The sequence below is a fragment of the Plesiomonas sp. PI-19 genome, from assembly GCF_021368255.1.
GTDB lineage: Bacteria > Pseudomonadota > Gammaproteobacteria > Enterobacterales > CAMTGL01 > Plesiomonas > Plesiomonas shigelloides.
Map to the genome: position 1 here is coordinate 1,355,855 of NZ_JAJNMQ010000001.1, position 15,391 is coordinate 1,371,245.

The 15,391-nt window shown below is 49.5% G+C and carries 16 protein-coding genes and 1 other annotated feature; of the genes, 12 read left to right on the plus strand and 4 right to left on the minus strand.

Going from position 1 to position 15,391, the window contains the following annotated elements; translation table 11 throughout:
- The first annotated feature begins 301 nt into the window (after positions 1-301).
- The 12 genes from thrS (at position 302) to LQ901_RS06265 (ending at position 12,081) form a co-directional block, all read left to right on the plus strand.
- Positions 302-2,230: a threonine--tRNA ligase gene (gene thrS, locus LQ901_RS06210; RefSeq protein WP_064977733.1), complete on the plus strand. Its 1,929-nt coding sequence runs from the start codon at positions 302-304 to the stop codon at positions 2,228-2,230.
- Positions 2,231-2,234: 4 nt separating this feature from the next.
- Entirely contained in the window at positions 2,235-2,777 is a 543-nt protein-coding gene (gene infC / locus LQ901_RS06215; RefSeq protein WP_071596471.1) for a translation initiation factor IF-3, read from the plus strand.
- An 87-nt stretch (positions 2,778-2,864) separates the two neighbouring features.
- Positions 2,865-3,062 (plus strand): 50S ribosomal protein L35, encoded by a 198-nt coding sequence (gene rpmI / locus LQ901_RS06220; protein ID WP_010863568.1) that lies wholly within the window; start codon positions 2,865-2,867, stop codon positions 3,060-3,062.
- A gap of 38 nt (positions 3,063-3,100) precedes the next feature.
- Complete coding sequence (rplT, locus tag LQ901_RS06225) at positions 3,101-3,457, plus strand: 50S ribosomal protein L20 (RefSeq protein ID WP_010863567.1); 357 nt, start codon at positions 3,101-3,103, stop codon at positions 3,455-3,457.
- Positions 3,458-3,705: 248 nt separating this feature from the next.
- Positions 3,706-3,835 (plus strand) — a sequence feature (Phe leader region).
- A 185-nt stretch (positions 3,836-4,020) separates the two neighbouring features.
- Positions 4,021-5,007, plus strand: coding sequence for a phenylalanine--tRNA ligase subunit alpha (pheS, locus tag LQ901_RS06230; protein WP_010863566.1), 987 nt, complete (start codon positions 4,021-4,023; stop codon positions 5,005-5,007).
- Between the two features lie 18 nt (positions 5,008-5,025).
- Complete coding sequence (pheT, locus tag LQ901_RS06235) at positions 5,026-7,413, plus strand: phenylalanine--tRNA ligase subunit beta (protein WP_116546313.1); 2,388 nt, start codon at positions 5,026-5,028, stop codon at positions 7,411-7,413.
- Positions 7,414-7,417: 4 nt separating this feature from the next.
- A complete protein-coding gene (gene ihfA, locus LQ901_RS06240) occupies positions 7,418-7,714 on the plus strand; it encodes an integration host factor subunit alpha (protein ID WP_010863564.1) in 297 nt (98 codons plus the stop codon).
- 258 nt (positions 7,715-7,972) lie between these two features.
- Positions 7,973-9,052, plus strand: a complete 1,080-nt coding sequence (gene astE / locus LQ901_RS06245) for a succinylglutamate desuccinylase (protein WP_116546314.1) — start codon at positions 7,973-7,975, stop codon at positions 9,050-9,052.
- The gene (btuC, locus tag LQ901_RS06250) at positions 9,052-10,047 is read left to right on the plus strand and encodes a vitamin B12 ABC transporter permease BtuC (RefSeq protein ID WP_152136266.1); all 996 of its coding nucleotides are present in this window, start codon (positions 9,052-9,054) and stop codon (positions 10,045-10,047) included. Before astE ends, btuC begins: the two co-directional genes overlap by 1 nt.
- On the plus strand, positions 10,031-10,840 hold the full coding sequence (locus LQ901_RS06255) for an ATP-binding cassette domain-containing protein (protein ID WP_152136268.1): 810 nt from the start codon (positions 10,031-10,033) through the stop codon (positions 10,838-10,840). The genes btuC and LQ901_RS06255 overlap by 17 nt, the downstream gene beginning before the upstream one ends.
- 252 nt (positions 10,841-11,092) lie before the next feature.
- On the plus strand, positions 11,093-11,548 hold the full coding sequence (locus tag LQ901_RS06260; protein WP_010863560.1) for an NlpC/P60 family protein: 456 nt from the start codon (positions 11,093-11,095) through the stop codon (positions 11,546-11,548).
- Between the two features lie 290 nt (positions 11,549-11,838).
- A complete protein-coding gene (locus LQ901_RS06265; protein WP_010863559.1) occupies positions 11,839-12,081 on the plus strand; it encodes a DUF2960 domain-containing protein in 243 nt (80 codons plus the stop codon).
- Positions 12,082-12,658: 577 nt separating this feature from the next.
- Here LQ901_RS06265 and LQ901_RS06270 read toward each other — a convergent pair.
- The 4 genes from LQ901_RS06270 to LQ901_RS06285 all read right to left on the minus strand — a co-directional run bounded on the left by LQ901_RS06270 (position 12,659) and on the right by LQ901_RS06285 (position 15,378).
- Positions 12,659-12,868 carry a cold-shock protein gene (locus LQ901_RS06270; protein ID WP_010863558.1) on the minus strand — a complete coding sequence of 70 codons (210 nt, stop codon included), beginning with the start codon at positions 12,866-12,868 and terminating at the stop codon, positions 12,659-12,661.
- 296 nt (positions 12,869-13,164) lie between these two features.
- Complete coding sequence (locus LQ901_RS06275; RefSeq protein ID WP_047708541.1) at positions 13,165-13,755, minus strand: ATP-binding cassette domain-containing protein; 591 nt, start codon at positions 13,753-13,755, stop codon at positions 13,165-13,167.
- On the minus strand, positions 13,742-14,569 hold the full coding sequence (locus LQ901_RS06280) for an ATP-binding cassette domain-containing protein (protein WP_152136269.1): 828 nt from the start codon (positions 14,567-14,569) through the stop codon (positions 13,742-13,744). The genes LQ901_RS06275 and LQ901_RS06280 overlap by 14 nt, the downstream gene beginning before the upstream one ends.
- Entirely contained in the window at positions 14,569-15,378 is an 810-nt protein-coding gene (locus tag LQ901_RS06285) for an ABC transporter permease (RefSeq protein ID WP_010863555.1), read from the minus strand. Before LQ901_RS06285 ends, LQ901_RS06280 begins: the two co-directional genes overlap by 1 nt.
- Positions 15,379-15,391: the final 13 nt, after the last annotated feature.

Consider the following 15,391-nt stretch of genomic DNA (forward strand, 5'->3'; position numbering starts at 1 on the left):
AAGTTAATCTGTCATTTGTGGGTATTTACCCGTGATTTCTCTTTCAAATCACTGTGTTTCAGTGCGCCGCAAGGGTGCAATTACCTGTTGGTTAGTGATAACATCGAAAACTGTCAGTGTAAGACATCAAGGTAATGGTGTCGTGCGCTGTGTACCGGAGAACCTCCGCGTACCGACTTGTACTCAACATCACTACCAATCTGTTAAGGGGTGATGAGTGCTTAATTATCTGAAAAGTAAAGATTATTAACTCTGTATGTGATCTTTCGTGCGGATCACCACTGCAGAATAAGGAATCATAATGCCTGTTATTACTCTTCCTGACGGTAGTCAACGTCAGTTCGATCATGCCGTTTCTGTTATGGATATCGCGCGTGATATCGGTCCTGGTCTGGCCAAAGCCTGTATTGCTGGTCGCGTCAATGGCGAGCTGGTGGATGCTTGCGATCCGATTGAGAACGATGCATCAGTCTCTATCATCACCGCCAAAGATGAAGAGGGCGTAGAAATTCTGCGTCACTCCTGTGCGCACCTGCTGGGTCACGCCATTAAGCAACTGTGGCCTGATACCCGCATGGCCATCGGTCCGGTAATCGACAACGGTTTTTACTACGACGTTGATATCGATCGTACCCTGAATCAGGAAGATCTGGATCTGCTCGAAAAGCGCATGCTGGAGCTGGCCAAAAAAGATTACGACGTTATCAAGAAAAAAGTCAGCTGGCAGGAAGCTCGCGATACATTCGCAGAGCGTGGCGAAGAGTACAAGATCGCTATTCTGGATGAGAACGTAGCCCGTGACGATAAACCGGGTCTGTATCATCACGAAGAATACATTGATATGTGCCGTGGTCCACACGTGCCTAACATGCGTTTCTGCCACAACTTCAAACTGCTGAAAATCTCCGGAGCTTACTGGCGTGGCGACAGCAACAACAAGATGTTGCAGCGTATCTACGGTACTGCTTGGGCAGACAAGAAGCAGCTGAATGCTTACTTGCAGCGTCTGGAAGAAGCCGCTAAGCGTGACCACCGTAAAATCGGTAAGCAGCTTGACCTGTACCACATGCAGGAAGAAGCGCCGGGCATGGTATTCTGGCATAATGATGGCTGGACTATCTTCCGTGAACTGGAAGCGTTCGTACGCATGAAACTGCGTGAGTACGATTATCAGGAAGTGAAAGGCCCATTCATGATGGACCGCGTCCTGTGGGAGCGTTCTGGTCACTGGGAAAAATACGCCGAAGCGATGTTCACCACTTCTTCTGAGAACCGTGAATACGCTATCAAGCCAATGAACTGCCCAGGTCATGTGCAGATCTTTAACCAAGGTCTGAAATCTTACCGTGATCTGCCGTTGCGTATGGCCGAGTTCGGCTGCTGTCACCGTAACGAGCCGTCAGGCTCTCTGCACGGTTTGATGCGTGTGCGTGGCTTTACTCAGGACGATGCGCACATTTTCTGTACTGAAGACCAAGTGCAATCTGAAGTAACCAATTGTATTAAAATGGTTTACGACGTTTACAGCACTTTCGGTTTTGAGAATATTGCAGTAAAATTGTCAACTCGCCCGGAAAAGCGCATCGGTTCCGATGAAACCTGGGATAAAGCAGAGCAGGGGCTTGCAGAAGCACTGCGTGCTAATGGTCTGGAGTTTGAGCTTCAGCCGGGTGAAGGGGCGTTCTACGGTCCGAAAATTGAATTTACATTGCATGATTGTCTGGATCGTGCATGGCAATGTGGTACTATCCAGCTCGACTTCGCGCTGCCAGGTCGTTTGGGTGCCTCTTACGTTGGCGAAAACAATGATCGCCACGTACCTGTCATGATTCACCGTGCAATTTTAGGCTCACTGGAGCGTTTCATCGGTATTTTGACCGAAGAATACGCAGGATACTTCCCATCCTGGCTGGCTCCGGTACAGGCTGTAGTGATGAATATCACTGACAACCAAGCCGAATATGTTCGCGAATTAACCGAAAAACTTCACTCAGCAGGTCTGCGTGTAAAATCAGACTTGAGAAATGAGAAGATTGGCTTTAAAATCCGCGAGCACACTTTACGGCGTGTGCCGTATATGCTGGTCTGTGGCGATAAAGAAGTGGAAGGCGGCAAAGTCGCTGTCCGCACCCGCCGCGGTAAAGACTTAGGCAGCATGAATGTTGACGAATTCATTGCTCATCTGAAGCAAGAAGTTCGCAGCCGTAACTTGAATCTTTTAGAGGAATAAGCTTATTAAAGGCGCAAAACGAGTTCAGCCAACGCGACCAAACCGTATCAACGAAGAAATTCGCGTTCGTGAGGTCCGTCTGATTGGCATCGATGGCGAGCAAATCGGTGTAGTTAGCATCAATGATGCTCGTGAAAAAGCAGCAGAAGCAGGCGTTGATCTGGTAGAAATTAGTCCTACCGCAGAGCCGCCGGTTTGCCGAATCATGGATTACGGCAAATTCCTTTATGAAAAGAGCAAGGCTGCGAAAGAACAGAAGAAAAATCAAAAAGTTATTCAGGTTAAGGAAATTAAATTCCGTCCTGGTACTGATGAAGGCGACTATCAGGTCAAACTACGCAACCTGATTCGTTTTCTTGAAGAAGGCGATAAAGCCAAAATCACACTGCGTTTCCGTGGTCGTGAAATGGCTCACCAACAGATCGGTGTTGAGGTATTGAACCGTATCCGTGACGACCTGGCAGAAATTGCTGTGGTTGAATCGTATCCGAGCAAAATCGAAGCACGTCAAATGATCATGGTGCTCGCACCTAAGAAGAAACAGTAAGGCATTACAAGTAGTCAATAGCGGTGTTCGCACCGCTATTACTCGCCCAGCTGGTTCGTTGTATTTAACAATGCGGAGTAGATACTCATGCCAAAAATGAAAACCGTGCGCGGTGCCGCTAAGCGTTTTAAGAAAACTGCTTCTGGTGGTTTCAAGCGTAAGCAGTCTCACCTGCGTCATATCCTGACTAAGAAATCCACTACTCGTAAGCGTCATCTGCGCCACAAGTCAATGGTTGCTAAATCTGACTTGGTTCTGGTTGTAGCTTGTCTGCCATACGCATAAAATTTTTTTTTCAGGTTTAAGACGATTAGGAGATAACCATGGCTCGTGTGAAGCGTGGTGTGACTGCACGTGCACGTCACAAAAAAGTTCTGAAAGCAGCGAAAGGTTACTACGGTGCCCGTTCTCGCGTTTATCGCGTTGCTTTCCAAGCAGTAATCAAAGCAGGCCAATATGCTTACCGTGACCGTCGCCAGAAGAAGCGTCAGTTCCGTCAGCTGTGGATTGCGCGTATCAACGCTGCTGCTCGTCAGAACAGCATGTCTTACAGCCGTTTCATCAACGGTCTGAAGAAGGCATCTATCGAGATCGATCGTAAGATCCTGGCTGATATCGCAGTATTCGACAAAGCAGCATTCGCTGCTCTGGTAGAAAAAGCGAAAGCAGCTCTGGCGTAAGCCGAACTCGGGTAAGGGAGGCATTGCCTCCCTTATTCATTTCTGGCTTCTGTATCACACGGTCTATCGCAAGCGTATTGGCCAAGTAGTGCAGGTTAGCTAGAGCGAGTCTAGGCAGATTGGTATTGATGCGGTAGTGATTGACTCAGTCATCGGCTGTTTGGTAAAACCAGTCTCAGCACCGCTGAGAAAATCGAAGCTCGAAGCTGGCGCAGTAAAGTAGAACACAAACAATTTGGTAAGCACTTAATGACTGTCCATACATTCTTTTTTCGTTTCTTCTTCTTTAGCCCCTGTTAATCGGGAGGTTGCTTCGCTCTGAGAAAAGAAACGAAAGACGAATGCAGAAAAAGCCTCCCTCTGGGAGGCTTTTTTATTGGTGCTATCGTCAGAAAAACATGCGGAAACGATGAAAAAAGCACAATCCGGTTGTAACGTGCATCCGGTATTGTCTTCGGAACCGTATTAGCGTTTGGTGAATAGACAGGAAAACGATAATATCCTTGTTTATTGGTAGGTTACGGCTACGGGCAATTCCCTGAATAGGGTAATCGAGGAAATACATGCAACAGCAGTTAGCAGAATTAGTTGCACAGGCTCAGGCGGCCATCGCGCAGGCGAATGATGTCGCTACGCTGGATAACGTCCGCGTTGAGTTTCTGGGCAAGAAAGGGCACCTGACCCTGCAAATGCAGTCTTTACGTAATGTTCCGGCGGAAGAGCGTCCGGCTGCAGGCCAGGTGATCAACCAGGCGAAACAGGAAGTTCAGGAAGCGCTGAACGCGAAGAAAGAAGCGCTGGAGTCTGCCGCGCTGAATGCTCGTCTGGCTGCGGAAACTATCGATGTTTCTCTGCCGGGTCGTCGCATCGAAAACGGTGGTCTGCATCCGGTAACCCGTACCATTGAACGTATTGAAACCTTCTTCGGTGAGTTGGGCTTTAGCGTAGCAACCGGTCCGGAAATTGAAGATGATTTCCATAACTTCGATGCACTGAATATCCCAGGTCACCACCCGGCACGTGCTGATCACGACACTTTCTGGTTTGATGCACGCCGTTTGCTGCGTACCCAGACTTCTGGTGTACAGATCCGCACCATGCAAAACGAAGAGCCGCCAATTCGTATCATTGCGCCAGGCCGAGTATACCGTAACGACTACGATCAGACTCACACCCCAATGTTCCATCAGGTGGAAGGGTTGATGATCGACAAGAACATCAGCTTCACTCAGTTGAAAGGGATCCTGCACGATTTCCTGCGTAACTATTTTGAAGAAGATTTGACCATTCGTTTCCGTCCATCTTACTTCCCGTTCACAGAACCTTCTGCCGAAGTGGATGTGATGGGTAAAAACGGCAAGTGGCTGGAAGTGTTGGGCTGCGGTATGGTGCACCCAAGCGTTCTGCGCAATGTTGGTATCGATCCTGAAGTTTACTCCGGTTTCGCATTTGGTATGGGCGTAGAGCGTCTGACCATGCTGCGTTACGGTGTAACAGACCTGCGTTCTTTCTTCGAGAACGATCTGCGTTTCCTTAAGCAATTCAAATAATTTCAGGAGTCGAACACGATGAAATTCAGCGAATCTTGGCTGCGTGAGTGGGTGAATCCTGCGATTAGCACCGAAGAACTGTCCGAACAAATTACCATGGCCGGTCTGGAAGTTGACGCCGTAGAGCCAGTAGCTGGTGCGTTTACGGGGGTGGTTGTTGGCCATGTTGTGGAATGCGCTCAGCACCCTGATGCTGACAAGCTGCGTGTGACCAAAGTGGATGTCGGTGCGGGCGAGCCTATCGATATCGTGTGTGGTGCACCAAACTGCCGTCAGGGCCTGAAAGTGTGCTGTGCCACCGTGGGTGCGGTATTACCGGGCGACTTCAAAATCAAGAAAGCCAAACTACGTGGCCAACCATCAGAAGGCATGCTGTGTTCTTTCGACGAGCTGGCGATTCCGGTTGAGTCAGATGGCATTATCGAGCTGCCAGCTGATGCGCCAGTGGGTATGGACGTTCGTGAATATCTGAAGCTTAACGATAACGCGATTGAAATTGGTCTGACGCCAAACCGTGCTGATTGCTTAGGCATGCTGGGTATCGCGCGCGAAGTGGGCGTACTGAACCGTCTGCCAGTGACTGAGCCACAAATCAGCCCAGTTGCCGCGAGCATCGACAACGTGATGCCAATCAAGGTGAGCGCACCGGATGCGTGCCCACGCTATTTGGGTCGCGTCATCAAAGGTATTGATGCGAACGCCACCAGCCCGCTGTGGATGCAGGAAAAACTGCGTCGTTGCGGTATTCGCTCTATCGATCCTGTGGTGGATGTGACTAACTACATCCTGCTGGAAATGGGCCAACCAATGCACGCGTTTGATCACGCGAAGATTGATGGCGGTATCGTGGTGCGTATGGCAGAAGAGGGCGAGAAGCTGACTCTGCTGGACGGCAATGAAGTGACCCTGCGTGCCGACACTCTGGTGGTGGCTGATCATAGCCGTCCATTGGCGATGGCCGGTATTTTCGGTGGTGAATACTCTGGCGTAACGGCAGAAACTAAAGATGTTCTGCTGGAATGTGCTTTCTTCAGCCCACTGAGCATCACTGGCCGAGCTCGTGCTTACGGTCTGCACACTGACTCTTCCCACCGTTTCGAGCGTGGTGTGGATTACGCGGTGCAGAACAAAGCGATGGAGCGTGCTACCGCGCTGCTGCTGGAAATCTGCGGCGGTGAAGCCGGTCCAGTGGTTGATGTGACCTCTGCGGCCCATCTGCCACAAGCGGCGACCATTACGCTGCGTCGTAGCAAGTTGGATGCTCTGATTGGTTACCATGTTGAAGATGACGTGGTTACAGATATCCTGACTCGCTTGGGTTGCCAAGTGAGCAAGACTGCAGAAGGCTGGACAGCGGTAGCGCCATCTTGGCGTTTCGATATGGAAATTGAAGAAGATCTGGTCGAAGAAGTGGCCCGTATCTTTGGTTACAATAATATTCCAAATGAAGCTCCACTGGCTGAACTGCGTATGAACGATCACCGCGAAGCGAATCTGCCGCTGAAGCGTGTGAAAGCGGCGCTGGTTGATAAAGGCTACCAAGAAGCGATCACCTACAGCTTCGTTGATCCTAAGGTGCAAGCACTGCTGCATCCGGGTGAAGAGGCGATGATCCTGCCAAACCCAATTTCGGTAGACATGTCTGCAATGCGTCTGTCTCTGTGGTCTGGTCTGATTGGTGCAGCGGTTTACAACCAAAACCGTCAGCAACCACGTGTGCGCATTTTTGAAAGCGGTCTGCGCTTTGTGCCAGATGCGGCGGCTGAAAACGGTGTGCGTCAGGAAGTGATGCTGGCCGGTTTGTTGACTGGTAACCGCAGCAACGAGCATTGGGGTCAGGAAAGCAAGACCGTTGATTTCTTTGACATGAAAGGCGATCTGGAAGCTGTTCTAGAGCTGACCGGCCGTCTGGATGATGTGAAGTTTGAAGTTTGCTCAAACCCAGCCCTGCACCCAGGCCAAAGCGCTGCGCTGGTACTGGATGGCGAGCAAATCGGCTTCATCGGTGCACTGCATCCGGAGCTGGAGCGTAAGCTGGACCTGAATGGTCGCACCATGCTGTTTGAAGTGCTGTGGGACAAGATTTCTCAGCGTACCATCACTTCTGCACAGAGTATTTCTCGCTTCCCAGCGAACCGTCGTGATATTGCTATTGTGGTCAATGAGTCAGTTTCTGCACAAAATATTATCGATGAATGTCGGAAAGTTGGCGGAAATCAGTTAGTTGGCGTAAACTTATTTGACGTGTACCGTGGAAAAGGTGTAAATGATGGTTGTAAGAGTTTGGCGATCAGTCTGACTCTACAAGACACTTCCCGTACACTGGAAGAAGAGGAAATCGCTAACGCTGTGTCTGGCATAGTGGAAGCGTTAAAAGTAAGATTCCAAGCATCCTTGAGGGACTAAATCTATGGCGCTCACCAAAGCCGAAATGGCAGAAAATCTGTTTGAAAGCCTCGGGCTCAGTAAACGGGATGCCAAGGATCTGGTTGAAGCTTTTTTCGAGGAAATCAGAAAGGCTTTGGAGAATGGCGAACAGATTAAGCTATCTGGTTTCGGAAACTTCGAGCTTCGTGATAAAAACCAGCGACCTGGGCGCAATCCCAAGACTGGAGAGGATATTCCGATTACTGCCCGTCGGGTAGTGACATTCAAGCCTGGGCAAAAGCTTAAAGCCCGTGTGGAAAATGCCACAATAAAGGAATAACGCCTCCTATCACACAAAAGGCTGCCTGACGGCAGCCTTTTTCATATCTGGTGTTTTTACCTCGAGCTTTACCTTGAGCATTGTTATATCGCGTAATAAGTGTGCTGCTGAAAACAGCTTTTCGGTTACAAAGCAAAAATATGTTAGTTCACCGCGAGGATTTATCATCACTCGCCTGAATTTGCGGTATTTTTAAGTAAGATACGCAGTGTCAGTACACGGCATAAAACAAAACAGAGAAATACGAAGGATAGCGCTATGCGACAGGCGGCTTTGCTGAATGGCGACTTTTTAGCTCTGACTCTGGCTCATGAGTGGCACCTGCCTGCCGGTGAATTTGAGCTGGAAAATGGAACACTGGTTTCCGTGTGGGATACCGGTGTGATTGTCTTTACTCCGGCGTATCCCGGTACGCGCGATATTATTTTGTCCTGCGGCATTCACGGTAATGAAACCGCACCTGTAGAGTTACTGGCGCAGATGGTGCAGGGGCTGTTACTGGAGGAGTGGGCAGTACAGCAGCGGGTGATGTTTATCTTTGGTAACCCCGCGGCGATGAATGCCAATGTACGCGAAATCCGTGACAACCTTAACCGGTTGTTCAGCGGCGCACATTTGGGCGGGCGTTCGCGCGAACGTGATCGGGCGGCGAAGTTGGAAGCCTATGTCGATCGCTTCTTTCGTGAGGGGGGCTATCGTGATAGCACTGACGGGGCTGAGGCGGTAGCTCGCGAACGTTGTCACTATGATTTACATACCGCGCTACGCGCGTCGCGCCATGAACGCTTTGCTATCTATCCATTTCGTCATGGCGAACCGTATAGCCAAGCACAACTGGGTTTCCTTGCGGCGAGTGATATTCGCACTGTGCTGTTGATGCATTGCCCGACCACCACATTTAGTTATTTCACTGCGCGTGAGTTTGATGCGCATGCGTTTACCATCGAGCTTGGCCGTGCCTGTCCATTTGGGCAGAATGATTTAACGCCGCTGCGTCCATTACAACAGGCATTGATGGCATTACTGTCAGATCGTCAATACGTATGGCCGCGTTGGCAATCGCTTGAGCAGGCTAACGCGGCGGGTACGGAATTCCACCTGTATCAGGTGCGACGTGAAATCCGTCGGCAGAGTGATGATTTTCGCTTTCTTTTCTTAGATGACTTACCGAACTTTTCGGCGTTTCGTTGTGGCGATGTGATTGCGCAGGATGGGCAAACTACCTACTGCATTGAGCAGGATGGGGAAACCGTGGTGTTCCCAAACCTGAATGTGGCTATTGGCCAGCGTGCTTGTCTGACGGTCGTTCCTGTTTCTTCTCGTGATTTGATGTTCTGATGCCATTTTATCAATTAGTGTTAGCACAGCAGCAGCGCTGCCGACGTCGGCTCGGCTATATGGCGCTGTTGGTTGTGGCGTTGTTTGTATTTAGTCTGGCGGCGGGTGAGCAATGGGTCACATTGCAAAACTGGCATGATCCGATGACCGAGATGCTGGTATTCCAATTGCGTCTACCGCGCTTAATTGTGGCCTGTTTAACCGGCGCGGCGCTGGCCACTGCTGGGGCGGCGATGCAGAATCTGTTTGCTAATCCACTGGCAGAGCCAGGCTTATTAGGGCTGTCTAATGGCTCGGGGGTCTTACTGGTGTTAGCCATGTGGGCCTATCAGGGATTTCCTCCGTTATGGTTAGTCAGTGTATTGGCCATAACGGGAGCGCTGATCAGCACTCTTTTTCTTCTCTGGTTGGCACATTATCGACAGCTGAATAATGCACGTCTGTTATTGATGGGGGTGGCGCTGAGTATTCTTAGCGGTGCCTTGATGACGTGGATGGTGTATCTCAGTGATGATTTAAGTCTGCGCCAGCTCATGTACTGGATGATGGGTAGCTTTAGCGGGATCAGTTGGTCACAACTGTGGCTGCTGCCGCTTCTGGTCATTCCGTTGTTATGGCTGCTAAGCCGTGGGCAAGTGTTTAATCTGTTGATGTTGAGTGATACCGCTGCGCGTCAATTAGGTCTTAATACTCGGGTATTACGGATCATGTTGGTGCTGGCCGTTGCGGTCATTATTGGCAGTAGCGTGGCATTGGCCGGCATTATTAGTTTTGTCGGGCTGATTGTGCCGCACCTCCTGCGTCTCGGCGGCTTTACGGATCAGCGCTATTTATTGCCGGCCTGTGGTCTGTGTGGCGCGGCGGCGATGATGCTGGCGGACTTAGTCGCGCGATTGTCGCTGAATGCCGCAGAATTGCCGGTAGGGGTTGTTACGGCCAGTATTGGTGCGCCACTTTTTGTATGGATGCTATTACGTCATGTTACAGGCGACTGATTTACACCTCGGTTCTCGTTTGCGCGGCGTATCGGGCATTATCCAGCCAGCGCAAATTACGCATCTCATTGGCCCTAATGGTGCTGGCAAAAGTACACTGCTGGCGATATTGGCGGGTATGTTACATCCCGAACAGGGGCAAGTATTGCTGAATGATGTAACGCCATTAAGGGTTACATCGCGTCATCCCGATTTGGATACTGATTACGAGAAGCCGCGCCCATTATCAAGTTGTTCGGTAGCGCAATTAGCACGCTTACGTGGCTATTTGCCGCAGCAACAGTATCCTGGGTTAGATTTACCCGTCTACCAGTATATTCATACCTATCTACGCCATCCGCTAACTGCAGAGACGGAGTTGGCTGTGCGTGAATTAACCCGCCGGTTATCGTTAGAGCCGAAACTTTCTTGCATGATTTCACATTTATCTGGTGGGGAATGGCAAAGAGTCCGGTTAGTCTCTATTCTTTTACAAGTGTGGCCGACATTATCTGGCGCACCACGTTTGTTATTGTTAGATGAACCGATGACCGCGCTGGATATTGCTTATCAAGCGGTATTTAATACGCTATTGGGTGAACTTAAAGACGCGGGTTTAACTATAGTGATGACCGGACATGATTTAAATCATACGTTGGCTCAAGCCGATCAGGTCTGGCTCATCGAAAATGGTCGCTGTGTCGCGCAGGGAAATACCGCTCAAGTGATGACCGAGGCGCGATTGAGTGCGGTTTATCAGGTTCCATTTAGGCGAGTACAGGTAGAAGGGCGAGAGCTATTGCTGACCCCGTGATTCTGCGAACCCGCTACAAACAAATGCAGCTGTACCGCGACACATGAAATATTACGATTTACTGCTGAGGGAATGCTTGCTCATAAGGTCTCTTAGCGGATAAAACAGACGGCATGCATCTTTAGCTCGCATATCTTTAAGTAAGACTGAGCAGGATGCATATATTCCGCGTGTTTCATTACAACAGAATAAGTTAGACCTATGATAAGGATATTTCAGAAGGGCCCGTTGTGGCGTCCTGCTTTACTGATAATGGCATCTGCTCTGCTGGCTGCTTGTTCCTCGACACCGGATACCGTAAAGGGGCCGCCGATTCGTGGCTCGCTGGGCGATCCAATTATGGTGATTGCTGCGCTACATGAGCAATTGGATGATTGGTATGGTGCTCCGTACCATTTGGGCGGGATGAGTAAGCGCGGAGTTGATTGCTCAGGGTTTGTCTCGGTGACGTTTAAAGATCGTTTTGCGCTAAAGTTACCGCGAACAACCAGTGAGCAGGCGCGTCGTGGTGAGAAAGTACCGAAAAACGATCTGCAACCGGGGGACTTGGTATTTTTCCGTACCGGTCGAGGCCCGAATGGGTTACATGTTGGGATCTATGCCGATGATGATAGCTTCATTCATGCCTCAACATCGGCAGGGGTGATTAAATCATCGCTGAATACTCAATACTGGCGTCAGGCGTATTGGCAATCTCGTCGCCTATAACTCGTAGCTACAGTTAGTTCATGCACAAAGTTCATTCGTAAAATAGCGAGTGGCTAACACTGATTCACTGACAGCCGTGCTGTACGTAACCCGTGCAACACGGCTGTTTTTGTTTGTGCGTTATGCCTGATTAGGTATGGTGGTGTGTATGCCCATTATTGCGAAGGCAGAACTTGCTGATGACATGCCCGCAATGGTTGAATTTAGGGGGCTATTCTCGTTATAGTGCGCGTCTTCTGAAAGTGGGGCTGAGTGCTCACTGGTAACGATTGAAAAGACAGGAGCCCATCATGGCCCGTAAAGTAGCGTACACCTATAAAGGTGTCTCGAAAGAAATCCCATTTGCCTATACACAATATCACGACATGTTTGAGGCTGCGGCAGCAGAAGAAGGCATTGATCTGAAAAGCTTCATCATCATGGAGCAACAGGTCGCAGCAACCTCGAAAGGCTCCAAAGCCGTGAAGGATTTTCGTCGGAACTACTTTTTAAAGCTTGGTTTTACGGCCATTACGCTACTTAAAGACGAGTAATCGCCGCGTAGCTATCCTGTTGGTGAGTCGTTCTGCCTAACAGATAGCATTCTACAGGATTCTCGGCTTTTGAAAGTCAATGGCGCATGTTACCCGTAATGCGCCATCTGCTGAATATTCCTAATACTCGTATCTTTATTGCCTTCCCATTTTCTTCCGTGTTTTGGCTTTTGTGCACATTCGGTTATTCCTTCATCTCTTTTCATTCTTAATTGCTTTATTTATGCACACAATGTGTAGTAACGCATCAATAAGTAATAATTTCGGTTCTACATAATATTACGTGATGATTGTGTTCAGGATGAGCGTTCAACAAAGCTCGTAAATATTGCAGTAAATGCTGAATTGCGTAGCCAGTGTTTTATCCCTAATTACTTTTTGGTAAGGAGAGGCTAAGAAAAAGTGTAATTAAGGATACTAGCGTAAGAAAGCTAAAAGAAATTGATGACCGGATTGAAGTTTTCTAGGGAAAGAAAAGGAAACAAAGAGTAGGGGGGATGAGAATTACAGACATAAAAAAAGCATCCCTAAGGATGCTTTTTGTCTTACGAAACCGAAGTTCCGTAGGAGGACTCAATTACAGCTTGATTACGTTAGCTGCTTGAGGACCTTTCTGGCCTTGTTCAACGTCAAAAGAAACCTTTTGACCTTCAGCCAGGGTCTTGAAGCCTTCGCTCTGGATAGCGCGGAAGTGAACGAATACGTCAGCACCGCCGTTATCTTGAGTGATGAAACCAAAACCTTTCTCTTCGTTGAACCACTTAACGGTACCAGTAGATTTAGACATGATGTCTCCTGAAAATCTTTAAAAGTTAAACATTACGCATAGCGCGTTCTAGCCAGAATAAAGAAATATTTATGATGACCAATTGAACGAAAATCTTCAGGACAACGTACTAACAAAGTTAAGCGGTGTAGCGAAGCGTTCAGAATCAAATTGTTGCATAAATAAGGTCTGCTTTACAGGCCGGCGAGATGGATAGTACCACAGGTTAGCCTCTTGTACATACTTATTTGCTTGGTTTCTCATAAATTTTTCGTAAATCCATAACTACTACAGGACGGCACTCCGCGCACTGCAAATTAAGTATAGCCGATAACTCTCTGACATACGCAAGTCATTAATGCATTATCGTGACAGAACACAAGTAAACTTAATTTTTTTTCCCTGCAAAGGCCCAAAATTGTATGCCAAATGAGCGCCTGACAATTACTGTCGAGCTGTGCAGTGGCTTCATCGGCAATTAAAATTTTTGTGCGTGGGTCTAATGCGCGAAGTAATGCGAGGCGCGCGAGTTCGCCACCAGACAGTTGGTCAGGTCTGCGTTGCAGCCATTCGGGGTCAATCGCTAACCGTTCTAACCATTCAACGGGTGGGTGCCACGCATCGTGGATACTGTCTGCGATGCGTCGTACTGGATTAAAGGTTTGCTCAGGATGTTGCGGTAGCAGTTGTATTGGGGAGTAGCCTTTTGATGGCAACGGCTGGTCTTGATACAGAATCTCACCTTCATCCGCGGCTTGCCACCCGGCGAGTACTCTGCCAAGAGTGGTTTTGCCGTACCCGCTAGGCGCCTGAATGCCAACCACTTCACCGGCGGCTATCTGCAAATTGAAATTACGCCATAACCAGCGCTGATCTTGGTAAATCCCTAAGTTTTTAACCTGCAGCACGGGCAAGCTCCTGAAGTTGAGCTGGATCGGTGACGTGAAAACCGTGTTGTGGCAAGGCTTGCCACAGTGCTTGTACATAAGCACTGCCTTCGCCACGGCGCAATTCAGTGCTCGAGAGGGTTTCGACTAAGCGGCCAGCATGCAAAACCGCGACGCGATCGGCATATTCCGCGGCGAGCGCTAAATCATGGGTGATCCACAATACGCCGCATCCGGCTTCACAACGTTCACGTAAATGGCGCAACGTGGCTCTGGCGTTATCGTCATCCAGCCACGCGGTGACTTCATCGGCGAGTAAATAACGGCTGTGATGCAGGCTGGCACAGCAAATCAATGTGCGCTTGGCCATCCCACCAGAGATCTGATGCGGATGCAGCTGTTGTATCCCATCGTCTAGCTGGTGGCGCTGCAGTAGCGATGCAATATGTGGCTCGCGTTGAGAGGGGGGAATACCTGCAAGCTCACCGGCTCGTTGTAGTTGTGCACCGATAGTGCGTAAGGGGTTCAGTGCGGCGACACTTTGCGGTATGTAGCTGAATAACCGATGTGGTGCGGGACTTTTTCCCGATGGCGATTGAGCGGAGCCTGTGAGTTCAGTGATACAAATCTTGCCGGTGCGGCGTGTATGAGGGGGCAGTAATTCCAGTAATCCCTGTACTAATAATGATTTTCCGGCACCGCTAGCGCCTACAAGCGCAACCAGCTCTCCCGGATGAAGTTGTAGATTGATGTCTTGTAGGCGTGCTTGCCAGCGCGGACGACCAAACCAGCGGTAGGAGGCTGTCTCTACACCAAACTGTTTGAGCTGTAACATTAAAGGATCTCCTGCCAAAGCTGTTGTACGGCTTGTCCGCACTGTTCAATGAGCATCACTAAGGCGACTAGAAACAAACCGGGAAACAACGCTAACCACCATGCGCCAGTATTGAGGTAGCGCAAGGCATCGGCCAACAGCAAACCCAGCGACGCTTCATGTTGTGCTAAACCGAATCCCAGAAAGCTGAGCGCGGCGGCGTGCAAGATGGCGTGCGGAAACATCAACAAGATCCCCACGAGGATTTGTGGCAGTAGTAGCGGTAGATAGTGAACGCGCAGAATATGCCAACGACTGTTACCCAGCTTGGCGGCCAAGCGAATGAAGTCACTTTCTTTGATTCGCAGTACTTCAGCGCGGATGAGTAACGCTAGCTTTGGCCAATGGGTGAGCGCGACGGCCATAATGACACCTTGCTTACCGCCACCTAAAGTAAAACACAGCAGCAGCAGTAAAATCAGATGCGGGATAGACAGCATGCTGTCAATTAACCAGCGCAGCGTCATATCAATACGCTTGCCGCCTAGTGCTGATAATACGCCGGTACATAAGGCAATCGCGCCACTGGTGAGTGAGGCAATCAACCCAATTTGCCAGCTGGTATAAACCCCTTGTAGGCATCGGATCAGCAAATCACGTCCTAAATTATCAGTACCTAGCCAGTATTCGGCTGAAGGAATTTGTCGCTTGGCTAATAAATTCAGGGGCAAGTCTGCCTGATGGTAGTAAGTCGCACAGCCTAGTAACAACGTCAGTAAGCCGCCCGCGATAAATAGCTTCCAGATGGCCGGGCGTGGATCATGGGTCATCGTGGCGCGCCTT

What these genes read in the sequence shown, in the direction of transcription:
- rplT (WP_010863567.1), top strand. Translation starts at nt 3,101, where the DNA reads ATGGCTCGTGTGAAGCGTGGTGTGACTGCACGTGCACGTCACAAAAAA.
- btuC (WP_152136266.1), top strand. Translation starts at nt 9,052, where the DNA reads ATGCCATTTTATCAATTAGTGTTAGCACAGCAGCAGCGCTGCCGACGT.
- LQ901_RS06255 (WP_152136268.1), top strand. Translation starts at nt 10,031, where the DNA reads ATGTTACAGGCGACTGATTTACACCTCGGTTCTCGTTTGCGCGGCGTA.
- LQ901_RS06265 (WP_010863559.1), top strand. Translation starts at nt 11,839, where the DNA reads ATGGCCCGTAAAGTAGCGTACACCTATAAAGGTGTCTCGAAAGAAATC.
- LQ901_RS06285 (WP_010863555.1), bottom strand. Translation starts at nt 15,378, where the DNA reads ATGACCCATGATCCACGCCCGGCCATCTGGAAGCTATTTATCGCGGGC.
- LQ901_RS06280 (WP_152136269.1), bottom strand. Translation starts at nt 14,569, where the DNA reads ATGTTACAGCTCAAACAGTTTGGTGTAGAGACAGCCTCCTACCGCTGG.
- LQ901_RS06270 (WP_010863558.1), bottom strand. Translation starts at nt 12,868, where the DNA reads ATGTCTAAATCTACTGGTACCGTTAAGTGGTTCAACGAAGAGAAAGGT.
- LQ901_RS06260 (WP_010863560.1), top strand. Translation starts at nt 11,093, where the DNA reads ATGGCATCTGCTCTGCTGGCTGCTTGTTCCTCGACACCGGATACCGTA.
- pheS (WP_010863566.1), top strand. Translation starts at nt 4,021, where the DNA reads ATGCAACAGCAGTTAGCAGAATTAGTTGCACAGGCTCAGGCGGCCATC.
- rpmI (WP_010863568.1), top strand. Translation starts at nt 2,865, where the DNA reads ATGCCAAAAATGAAAACCGTGCGCGGTGCCGCTAAGCGTTTTAAGAAA.
- ihfA (WP_010863564.1), top strand. Translation starts at nt 7,418, where the DNA reads ATGGCGCTCACCAAAGCCGAAATGGCAGAAAATCTGTTTGAAAGCCTC.
- thrS (WP_064977733.1), top strand. Translation starts at nt 302, where the DNA reads ATGCCTGTTATTACTCTTCCTGACGGTAGTCAACGTCAGTTCGATCAT.
- pheT (WP_116546313.1), top strand. Translation starts at nt 5,026, where the DNA reads ATGAAATTCAGCGAATCTTGGCTGCGTGAGTGGGTGAATCCTGCGATT.
- astE (WP_116546314.1), top strand. Translation starts at nt 7,973, where the DNA reads ATGCGACAGGCGGCTTTGCTGAATGGCGACTTTTTAGCTCTGACTCTG.